13 protein-coding genes are annotated in these 10413 nt (G+C 49.5%); 10 read left to right on the forward strand and 3 right to left on the reverse strand.

The window, feature by feature from the left end:
* Positions 1–96: 96 nt before the first annotated feature.
* From V7D78_RS10410 to V7D78_RS10425, 4 genes are all read left to right on the forward strand, one after another.
* Positions 97–543: an NfeD family protein gene (locus V7D78_RS10410; RefSeq protein WP_333608386.1), complete on the forward strand. Its 447-nt coding sequence runs from the start codon at positions 97–99 to the stop codon at positions 541–543.
* A gap of 24 nt (positions 544–567) precedes the next feature.
* Positions 568–1500 carry an SPFH domain-containing protein gene (locus V7D78_RS10415; protein WP_333608387.1) on the forward strand — a complete coding sequence of 311 codons (933 nt, stop codon included), beginning with the start codon at positions 568–570 and terminating at the stop codon, positions 1498–1500.
* Between the two features lie 90 nt (positions 1501–1590).
* Positions 1591–1785 carry a hypothetical protein gene (locus V7D78_RS10420; protein ID WP_333608388.1) on the forward strand — a complete coding sequence of 65 codons (195 nt, stop codon included), beginning with the start codon at positions 1591–1593 and terminating at the stop codon, positions 1783–1785.
* Positions 1764–2159 (forward strand): hypothetical protein, encoded by a 396-nt coding sequence (locus V7D78_RS10425; protein WP_333608389.1) that lies wholly within the window; start codon positions 1764–1766, stop codon positions 2157–2159. Before V7D78_RS10420 ends, V7D78_RS10425 begins: the two co-directional genes overlap by 22 nt.
* A 41-nt stretch (positions 2160–2200) precedes the next feature.
* On the opposite strand, the gene V7D78_RS10430 is transcribed toward V7D78_RS10425, so the two are convergent.
* From V7D78_RS10430 to V7D78_RS10440, 3 genes are all read right to left on the reverse strand, one after another.
* Entirely contained in the window at positions 2201–2821 is a 621-nt protein-coding gene (locus V7D78_RS10430) for a helix-turn-helix transcriptional regulator (protein ID WP_333608390.1), read from the reverse strand.
* 265 nt (positions 2822–3086) lie between these two features.
* A complete protein-coding gene (locus tag V7D78_RS10435) occupies positions 3087–4010 on the reverse strand; it encodes a sterol desaturase family protein (RefSeq protein WP_333608391.1) in 924 nt (307 codons plus the stop codon).
* 84 nt (positions 4011–4094) lie between these two features.
* Positions 4095–4484: a MerR family transcriptional regulator gene (locus V7D78_RS10440; RefSeq protein WP_333608392.1), complete on the reverse strand. Its 390-nt coding sequence runs from the start codon at positions 4482–4484 to the stop codon at positions 4095–4097.
* A gap of 226 nt (positions 4485–4710) precedes the next feature.
* Between V7D78_RS10440 and V7D78_RS10445 the strand changes: the two genes are divergently transcribed.
* The 6 genes from V7D78_RS10445 to V7D78_RS10470 all read left to right on the forward strand — a co-directional run bounded on the left by V7D78_RS10445 (position 4711) and on the right by V7D78_RS10470 (position 10267).
* Complete coding sequence (locus V7D78_RS10445; RefSeq protein WP_333608393.1) at positions 4711–6672, forward strand: serine hydrolase; 1962 nt, start codon at positions 4711–4713, stop codon at positions 6670–6672.
* A gap of 149 nt (positions 6673–6821) precedes the next feature.
* On the forward strand, positions 6822–7787 hold the full coding sequence (locus V7D78_RS10450; RefSeq protein WP_333608394.1) for a GAF domain-containing protein: 966 nt from the start codon (positions 6822–6824) through the stop codon (positions 7785–7787).
* A 42-nt stretch (positions 7788–7829) separates the two neighbouring features.
* Positions 7830–8234 carry an ACT domain-containing protein gene (locus tag V7D78_RS10455; RefSeq protein WP_333608395.1) on the forward strand — a complete coding sequence of 135 codons (405 nt, stop codon included), beginning with the start codon at positions 7830–7832 and terminating at the stop codon, positions 8232–8234.
* A 299-nt stretch (positions 8235–8533) separates the two neighbouring features.
* Positions 8534–9784 (forward strand): HlyD family secretion protein, encoded by a 1251-nt coding sequence (locus V7D78_RS10460; RefSeq protein ID WP_333608396.1) that lies wholly within the window; start codon positions 8534–8536, stop codon positions 9782–9784.
* A 51-nt stretch (positions 9785–9835) separates the two neighbouring features.
* Positions 9836–9985 (forward strand): DUF1496 domain-containing protein, encoded by a 150-nt coding sequence (locus V7D78_RS10465; protein ID WP_333608397.1) that lies wholly within the window; start codon positions 9836–9838, stop codon positions 9983–9985.
* Positions 9986–10042: 57 nt separating this feature from the next.
* Complete coding sequence (locus V7D78_RS10470; RefSeq protein WP_333608398.1) at positions 10043–10267, forward strand: DUF1496 domain-containing protein; 225 nt, start codon at positions 10043–10045, stop codon at positions 10265–10267.
* Positions 10268–10413: the final 146 nt, after the last annotated feature.

The raw sequence follows: 10413 nt of genomic DNA on the forward strand, positions 1-10413 counted from the left end.
ATTATAAAGTTCGTACTAGTAAATTATTTAATTGATTGACCATTTTTACTATCATCAGGTACTGTTCACGCAAGTTTAATCAGGGAGTAGCAAAGGATGAGTGCAGCAACCATTTGGATCATTATCGGGGTAATCCTGATTTTATCTGAATTGATGGCCACCAGCATAGTGGCAGTATTTTTAGGGTTGGCGGCAATAGTGGTCGGTATTCTATTGCAGTTAGGCTGGATAGAATCAGCCAGTGCCCAATACACTATTTTTGGTGTGGTCAGCCTGTTATTGCTGTTTAGCGCCCGCGGCCGCTTTAAACGCTGGTTTGTCGGTTATACTGCCGACAGCACTGAGCAACCCAGCCAGCTGAGTAAAGATATCGGCAACAGAGTCACTGTAATTGCAGATTTTCATCAGGGCACCGGGCGGGTGTTGCTAAATGGCGTTCAATGGGATGCGCAATCAGCGGATCTACTTAAAACCGGCGATGTGGCCTGGGTAATTGCCAATGAAGGCATTCACCTGACCGTATCAGCGACTAAACCGCTTTAATCGTTTATTTATGGAGAACAGCTAATGGAAGAAATCAGTATCCAAACCATTCTAACCTTTGGTTTTGCTATCGCGGTGGTAATTACCATCGTCAAAACCGCACGTATCGTGCCGCAAAAAAGTAACTTTGTGATAGAACGGCTGGGTAAGTATTCGCGCACACTGGATTCAGGTTTTCACATCCTGATCCCTTTTATTGATAAAGTGGCCTATATCCACACCTTAAAAGAAGAAGTCATTGACGTGACCCGCCAGACCTGTGTGACCAGAGACAATATTCAGGTTGGCATTGACGGTGTGTTATACCTGCAAGTGGTTGACCCACACAAAGCCAGCTATGGTATCAGCGATTACCGCTACGCTGCATCACAGCTAGCGCAAACCACTATGCGTTCGGTTATTGGCCAGACTGATTTGGATAAAACCTTTGAAGAGCGGGCAAAAATTAACGAAGAAGTGGTAAAAGCACTGGACGAAGCCGCCGCCCCCTGGGGGGTTAAGGTGCTTCGTTATGAAATTTCTGACATTGAACTGCCCATGAGTATTAAAGATGCGTTAGAGCAGCAAATGCGCGCTGAGCGTGAGCGTCGTGCTGCCATTGCCAAGTCAGAAGGTGAACGTCAGGCAATGATTAACGTGTCTGAAGGTCAGAAGCAGGAAGTGATTAACTTGTCAGAAGGTGACAAGATGCGGCAAATCAACGAAGCTGAAGGTCGCGCCCGCGAAATCGAGCTGGTTGCCATTGCTACTGCTGAAGGTATCCGCCAGATCGCTACTGCTATTAATCAGCCTGGTGGCTCTGAAGCAGTTAGCTTGCGGGTTGCCGAGCAATATGTGAAAGAGTTCGGAAACCTGGCCAAAGTGAATAACACTATGATAGTGCCCGCCGAGCTGGCCAATATCGGTGGCGCTGTAGCTGGCTTAACCGAGATATTGAAAATCGCTCAACCAAAGTAACAGCCGCTATATTATAAAGCACAATAAGCCAGCATCTTGCTGGCTTATTTTATTAGGGCGTGTAGACGCCCATTTTTGCAGGAGTAAGGCTTGCGCTTTTCCATCATATTAATAGCTATGTTGTTGCTGGTGCTAGTGTTTTTCTCCGGTTGCTCGGCACGGGTAACGCTGCCGGCTATGGTTGACGAGCCGCGCACTGTGCAGCTGCTTACGCATGGCCAACACAGTTCGATACTGTTGCCTATGGTGACTGGGCATGGTATGTGGATAATGATCAAGGCGTGATCAGTGGCGTGCGGGCCTTGTCGCTGCCCAGCAAAGCGGCCTTTGGCCGCCAGTTGTTGGCGGCTGAGCAGCCAGATGAGTGGCTGGAAAGTGGGGGAGGTGTGGGTATTGGCAAAGCCTGGGTGTTTCAGGCTGAAGCGGCGCGGGTAGATGCATTAATTGCCCGGTTAGAGCAGCAATTTAACCAAGCGGGCACCGTGCCTTATTACAGCGCCGGGCGCCATCTGGCATTTGTGCCTCACCCCCACCCATACAGCTTTAGCCATAATTCAAACCATCAGGTGGCCGACTGGCTGCGGGCCCTTGGTTTTGACGTAACGGGCAGCCCGGCGTTGGGTCATTGGCGGGTTAAAGAAAGCGTTACGGCAAAGTAAGACGACTATGCAACGACCGACTAAGAGCCTGATGCGACGGCCTATTTGGCACTAACCGCAATATTTACCAATAAACTGCCCTTTTTTTCAAACTTAATATTCACGCCTTCGGTCAGATTTCTGGTTATCGTGGTATCAACGTCATTTGGAATTAAGCTCTCGCCAGTGGCACTTTTCAGGGTAACGTCGAGGGTGACACCAGCACTGGTGTTTTTGGGATGAATGACCAAAATGAAATTATTGGGTAAACTTAGTGCGGCATCGCTGCCAATAGTGACCAGATAATCCAGCTGTGCTGCATTTACATCACCGGTTGCCAGTTGCTCTGCCCGGTAATCAACATTCAGTGTTACTGTCTCAGCTGAGGCCATTGAAAAGTTAAAGCCGACTAAGCTGGCTAGCAAAACAAACCCCACACCCAGACCAAATCTAGCCAGACCTTTGCGTGAACTAGTTTGCCCGTTCGCAGCGATAAAAAAGCTGGGCGCTTTGTCAAAGGCGGCGCAAATCGCCTGCAGTGAGTCGTTAGACGATACCCCCGACTTTTCTATGCGCTGAATGGTTCTTAAACTGACACTGGCCACATCGGCCAGTTGCTGTTGGCTCCATGCCCGAGCGCTGCGCTCACTAATAATCAGATCCCGATTTACCTTCATTTCCATACCTGTGCTCCGAAATGTTAAAACCCTATTGTTCAATACTTCGGAGTTATTGTGTTAGGTCACACTTACGACATAGTTAAGACACCCTTGCGACACGACTACGACATGGCTGTGGCATAACTATGCCATCAAATGCTCCTGCTATAACTAACGCAATATTACCGTAATCAGGTTACTTGTTAACTGCAGCGGCAAATAAATATCTGCTATGGCCTAACACTCCGCCATGTCCGGGAAAAAGCTGAGCCGTGGCAGCGCATTTTTGCTATTGTCGGCGCTCACCCCGGCAACACCTCCAGCAAAACATCGAACGCAGCTGTGCCAGGTATGACGCTTGTGCCGGGTAGCGCTGATGGCGGTGGCTAAACAGGCCAATGGCCGTTGGCAGATTAGGGCCCTTGGGCTGGTATTTAAAAGTACCAAATAACTGATCCCAAATGATGAGTGCATGACCAAAATTGGCATTCGCTTCCCGGGCCTGGCTCGAATGGTGCCAGCGGTGTAACTCGTTAGTACTAAACAGGTAATTTAAGATACCACTCTGCAAATCAATATTGGCATGCTGCAGCATGATCACCGGCAGGGTTAAGGCCAGATAGCCAACTAACAACTCAGCCGGCACGCCAAGCAGCATTAACGGAAAGGTACTGAGCATAAACATCAGCAGATAATTCAGCGGATGAAAGCGAAAGTTGTTTAATGCATACAGCCGCTTACTGCTGTGGTGCATCGCATGCAACCACCACAGCCAGCCGACGGAATGATGCAGCCGGTGCAGCCAGTATCGGGCAAATTCAATTAGCAGGGTGACTAGTAGCAGTTGCAACCAAAATGGCGTATTGGTCATCAGGCTACTATAGCTGGCAAACAGATCAAACACGCCATAAATCGCCACGGCCAGCAGTGGTGCCAGGTATTTAAGCAGCGGATCTATAAGACCCAATAGGACGGCACTGCTGCTGATATCCAGCGTCAGATCGCCCTGGCTGTGGTTCCAGTTAGCCTGACATGGCAGATAGCGCTCCAGCAACATGGCCAGCAGCAAAATACTTATCGCAGTTACCGTAACCAGCAGCTCCAGCGCCAGGCCGTAAGCCTGGCCCAGGAAAAAAATACTGAGACTGGCCAGTACGGCCATCGCTAAAAATAAGCGGCTTATAGTCTGTTTTAGTAAAGATTGTCTTTGCATACACTCGTCTCCCACCAGCAAGAGGCCCAGTGTAAACCTTGCCCTTAGGGGACGAGTCAATAGGGTTACTGGCGAAACAATGCTTTAAAACAATGGGCGTTGGCAGGCCGGATCGGCGCTTAAACAAGCTTCGATTACCGCCTGTTGCTGCTGCACCTGTAACCGTTGTTGCTGCAATTGCGCAATCTGCTGTTCCAGTGATTGCAGCTTGTTGCTCAGCAGCCGGGTAATCACCTGCCAGTCAATACCCTGTTCTGGAGCATGTCCTGAGTGGCTAATGGCCTGCTTGATCTCTGCCAGGCTAAAGCCCAGTTGCTGCGCCTGTTTAATCAAAGAAAGACGTTCAATATCGCGCTCATGGTACACCCGGTAGCTGCCGCGGCGGCTGGCAGGGGGCAGTAAACCAATCTGTTCATAGTGACGGATAGTTTTAGTAGAGACGCCGCATAACTGCGCTAATTTTCCGATATACATAGCTCACCAAGGTTAACGTGATTGCGCCGTCGGCTGCGGTGGGTAGCCCGCTGACACGAGGTATAGGCACGCCTACTCTAGCACAATCTCAAATTCACAAAAATGAGCAGTTTTTTAGCAGTTTTGGTATGTCATTTCGAATACATTGCCCGCAGGTAGCGCAAACGGATGGGACAAGCTACCTGGCAGTGTTGCCGTCCCTTTCTATCACAGGGAGAAATATGTGATGAGTACACACTTATTACAGCTAGCACGTTATATATTTTTAATTGGCCTGTTTATTGGTTTTAATCAGGCTCATGCCTGGCAGGCCCGCCACAATATTACCGCCGCAACCTTTACGCAGCTGGATGCTGAAAACAGGAATAAAGGCTATCAACTCAGTTATCTTAACGGCCATAATGTTAATGGCCAGGCGCGCTATAATGCCATCTGGCGCAAAATGCCGGCCAATGTCACCCGGGTCGCTTTTCACCAGTTAACGGATGCCGGCTATCAGCAGCGGGTTAACAGCTTGCAGGCGCAAGGCTTCAGACCCGTGATGGTTAACCCCTTTGCTGTGGGTAACCAGCAGATCTTTACGGCGATTTTTGAAAGAAAGCCACAGGCACCAGCCTGGTATGCCAGACATCATTTGACGTCTGCACAGTATCAGCAAGAATATGATACCCAAAAAGACCGCGGCTACCGGCTGTTGCATGTGTCTGGGTATAACCGTAGTGGTGAAGCCCGCTATGCCGCCATATGGCAGCGTGACAGCGGCCCGACCATCAGAGCTAGCCATGGCATTTCGGCCGCGACCTATCAAAGCCAGGTAAACAACTATCGCCGGGCCGGTTTTGCACCGGTACTGGTAGATGTGTTTCACCTGAACGGCCAGGATTACTATTCTGCCATCTGGCATAACAGCGGCCCACGCTGGTCAGCGCGGCACGATATTGCAGGCAATGATTACCAGCAAGTGTTTAATGATCATCGTTTTGAAGGTTTTTACCCAACTGTAGTGGTCGGTTATGGCAATGGCCGCACGCTGTCACATGCAGCTATATTTAACAATACTGCCTGGCATAGTCCGTCTTTGAGCCAGCTGAATAGCCGTATTGAGTCATTTCGTCAGCTGAATAATTTATCAGGCTTGAGTATCGCCATCACCATGGATGAGCGCCTGGTGTATGCCAAAGGTTTTGGCCTGCGCGATCCCCTGACAAATGCCAATATGAACAGCAATACTTTAGGCCGTATCGCCAGTAACTCTAAAACGCTCACCGGCGCTGCAGCATCCCGATTGATTGATGAAAACCGCCTGGATCCGCAAGCACGGGTGTTTGGTCCTAATGGTCTGCTGAATCACCTCTATACCTTGCCGGTTTGTAATGCCCTTGATTTTGCCTGCCACCTAAACCGCTCCAGGATCCTGAACATCCGGGTGTTAGATGTACTGGAACACAGTATGGGCGGTTGGTCTAATCAATCTGCGGTGGAAGCATGTGCCCCGATGATCCACTTAGGTTATGGCTGGAATATTTGTGCCCAGGACACCGTAAATATGGCTGCAGCCGGCCGCAATCAGTTCACTAACTTTGTGGTAAACAATATACGGTTAATGCAAAACCCAGGCGGTGCCATGAACTATTCCAACGTGGGTTACAATATTGCCGAGCAATTGATAGAGGTGGCCTCAGGTCAGAGCTATGAAGGCTATATGATGCAGCGTTTTGTTAATCCGGCGGGCTCTGATTGTCGCTTGGCGCAGGCTAATAATGTGCTGTTTGACAATGAAATTGCCTATGCACCAGGTCTTGCCTATATCATGAACCATAGAAGGATGGCTGGCCATGGTGGCTGGGTATGCTCTGCAGCAGGCTATTTACGCTTGATGACCCGGCTGGATGGCGGCAATAAACGCCCTGATTTACTGTCAGCCAATGCCTTTACCAACATTTTTACTAACTCGCAGCGCAGTGGTAATAACTATGCTAAAGGTATCAGAAATACCGGTGACCGCTTAACCCACGGCGGCGTATTAAGCTCGATAAACTCAAACTATACGCTGTGGACCAGCGACCGCATGTCAGTGTTTGTGATGGTCGACACCCAACAGAATGGTTACAGCAATACTGATTTTACTCCGCTGTTTGATGATATTCGCGCGGGTGATATCCAGTTCCCTGCCTTTGACTTATTCTAAGTGGCATTAACGCCTAAAGCTTAACAAACCGCCCTGCTTAACAGGGCGGTTTTTAGTTCCTTACCCGCAGCCATAAAAAACTACGTCATAGCAAAATGTTTACGCTATACTAAACATAAGTTGCAAGTTTGTGTATTTATTGGGTAAATGTGAGTCAACCATCACTAGCCATACTGTCAAAACTACTACAATGGATTGAGCAACAGCAAAATCCACAACAACTTTGTCAGCAGTTTCCGCAACAACTGGTTCAGTATTTACAATTGCCCGATCAGGTGATTTATCTGGCAGAGCCTGGTGCTGTCCTCACGCAGGTGGCCGCCGCTGGCAGTAAGTTTTGCCCGGTTGCCGGGGTGAATAATCCAATCCGGCTGATGCAGGGCCAGGGCATAGTGGGCCTGGCTGCCCAGCAAGCCGACAGTCTGTTAATCAATGATACCCGCCATACGGCGCACTATATAAAAGATGATGCCGCCAGGTTGGCAGAGTTGGCCACCCCTATACTGTATCAGGGCGAATTACTGGCCGTACTGGATGCCGAACATCCGCAGGCCGGATTTTTTCAGCCAGATCACCTGTTTTTTTACCAGAGTCTGGCCGCGGTGCTGGGGCCGCGACTGGCAAATCTGCAAGCAAAACAACGGCTGGCCAGTAGTGTGCTGTTATCAGCCAGCGAAGCAGCTAGGCCAGCTAAGCGGCCCGCGCCGCTAAGCATTGCGCCTGTCTGGTGCAGTGCTAAACAATTCGCTCAGGCCTTAGTGTACTGTTTGAAACATTTTTTGCATGAACAGCGCTGGCCAGCCGAGCTGTTGCAACAGCTGGCACTGCTTGCCTGCCTACCGTCGGATCATCACAGCCGGGCTTTTGTCCTGAAGCAGCTGATCCAGCAACAGTTGCAGCAATTGGCGGCCAGGCCGGCTACCGCTTTATGGGGGCGGCTGCTGCAAGACCGTTATACCCAGCAACGTTTATCGCAAATGCAACTGGCTGATCAATTTCATATGGCGTTTAGTACCTTCCGGCGCCATCAGAGCCTGGCGATCCAAAGCCTGAACAGCCTGCTGTGGCAGCAGGAACTGTATTGCCGGCAACAGTATTCCCGCCAGGCCGGTTAAGTCGCCGTTGGCAAAAATTATTTCAGTAAAAAAGGAGCTATGATGACACCAGAAAGCACCATGACCGTTATTGGTGACAGCCAGTTTTATCTGGAACCGGATTGTTATTATTATGCCAAAGCCGCTGCCGTCGGGCAGCCAGCATTGCACCGGATGATTTACCGTGATGACAAAGAGATCACCGTGGTCACTACCGAACAGGGGCTGGCCGATTTGGTGTTGCTGGATCGCAATCCGGAACAGTGGCGCTTGTTTGTTATTGATTGCGCCAATCCGTTTTACTGTGTTGGATTTTTAGCGAACATTGCCTCTGTCATGGCCGAGGCCAGCATTGATATTTTGCTTATTTCCTTTTTTAGCCGCGATCTGGTGTTCGTCCAGCAGCACCAGGTGCAACAGGCTGCGGCCCTGCTGCAGCACATCGGCTTTGTACCCAGAGCACTATAGCCTTGATTGTTTAAGTTAATCGCCTCTGACGGCGATAATGTCGGCATAGGTTTCAGTCTTAATGTTGTGGCTAAATTTTAAGCAGTCAGTCACTACGCCTTTTTTAGATAGCCGGCAGCCGTCAAGCTAACTGCTTGAATTTATTACCCCCCCATGTTAATTCTTTTATTAATTAATATTAATATTAATATAACAAAAAAGAATATAACAAATCATTGTAGTTCCTCTTTTATCCAAGTACTGTCCGCGCACTTACAAAGTTTGCTGTATTGTAAACACAATAGTAGTGTGAGGTTGTTGTGGCAGAACAAGGATTGTTTCGCGCTAGTGCGGTTAAGCAGCAAAGCGCGCGTTTAGATGGCGATGTTATTATTGCCCAACCACTTAGCAGCGCTGTGCTGACCGCTATTTTACTGGCCGTGGTAGTGGCGATTATTGTCTTTCTTAGTGTGACCTCCTTTAACCGCAAAGAAACCGTGACCGGCTACTTAAAGCCCGATATGGGCCTGGCCAAGGTGATGTCTTCGCGCAGCGGCGTTATTCAGCAGCTGTTTGTTGATGATGGCCAGCAGGTTAATGCCGGCGACCGCCTGGCATTGGTAACCATACCCGAGCATTTATCGGCCGGTGACAGCCTGACCGGCACCCTGTTACAGGGCTTGGTGCAACAAACCGAGCTGGTCAGCCTGCGCAAGCAACAACTGCTGAGTCAGTTTGCCCAGCAGGAAACCGAATACCGCAGCCGCCTTAGCTTAAGCGATAATTTACTCAATGATATCCGTGCCCAGCAGCAATTGCTGCAACAACGGCTGCAGTTAAACCAGCAGCGCCAGCTGGATTTTCAAGGACTGCAGCAACGCGGCGCCATTTCGACTACCGAGCTGCAACAACAGCAAGAGCTGGTGTTAAATATCCGCCAGCAGTTAGCAGAGCTCAATGCCAACGAGCAAAACCAAAAAGCCCAGATAGCCCAGCTAAGCGGCTTGTTACAGCGCTTGCCTAATGAGCAGCAGCAACAACTGGCACTGCTCGACACCGACATTTCCCGTCTGGCGCAACAACAAACCGAGCTAAATGCCCGGGGTGAAATGCTGATTACCGCGCCCATTAGCGGCCGGGTGACCAACTTAATGGCCGAGCTAGGCAACAATGTGCAGCCGGGTATACCGCTACTGACCATAATGCCGGATAACGCCTTGCTGGAAGCGGTGTTACTGGTGCCGACCCGCGCTTATGGTTTTGTACAGCCCGGTCAGCGCACCCGCTTACGCTTTGATGCCTTTCCGTACCAGCGCTTTGGTTTGTATGAGGGGGAAGTGATAAAAACGGCGCAGGCTATCGTGCTTCCGAATGAAGTCGATATGCCTGTCGCCGTACAGGAGCCAGTGTACCGGGTACAGGTCGCACTGGAGCTGCAACACATCCGCGCTTATGGCAACACAGTCCCGCTACAATCGGGCATGCTGTTAAGCTCAGATATCGTGCTGGAACAACGCAGTCTGTTAGCCTGGTTGTTTGAGCCGATTTTAAGCCTGCAAGGGCGGTTATGACGCTCGGTAAAGAGCAAACCTAAACTTAAAAACGTCTCAAGGAGAGATAATATGCAAGAGTTAACATTTGAGCAAGTGGAAGTGGTTGTCGGTGGTTCAGGTTGTACTTACGCAGGTGAAAGTTACTCAGAAGGCTCTCGCAAGGAGCAAGAGGGAGTAATTATGGAGTGCGTTAATGGCAAATGGGTTCAATCCGCCTAAAACTGCAATTTTTTGGTGCCGAGTTGACTTCGGCACTTTAAGTTAAGGAAAAGGTTCATGATTAAGAAAACTTTGATATTTATTGCATTTTTTTTGTGCAGCGCTGGTAGCTTTGCGGCTGAGCAGAATAAGAGTGATTCTGTAGAAATAGATTTCAAAAAGTTTTGTTATTACCAGGATCAAGCTTTTTCTGAAGGCGCGCGTTTAAAGCAGCAAGGGCAAATCATGCAATGCGCTCGCAACGAAAAGGGCTCGTTATATTGGGTAAAAATTAAAGACTAAAGCATTAATGTGACATGAAAAAATGGTGAGTCACAACACATCCGCGCTTATGGCAGCACAGTCCCGCTACAATCGGGCATGCTGTTAAGCGCAGATATCGTGCTGGAACAACGCAGTCTGTTAGCCTGGTTGTTTGAGCCGATTTT

This window comes from Arsukibacterium sp., assembly GCF_036735525.1.
Lineage (GTDB): Bacteria > Pseudomonadota > Gammaproteobacteria > Enterobacterales > Alteromonadaceae > Alishewanella.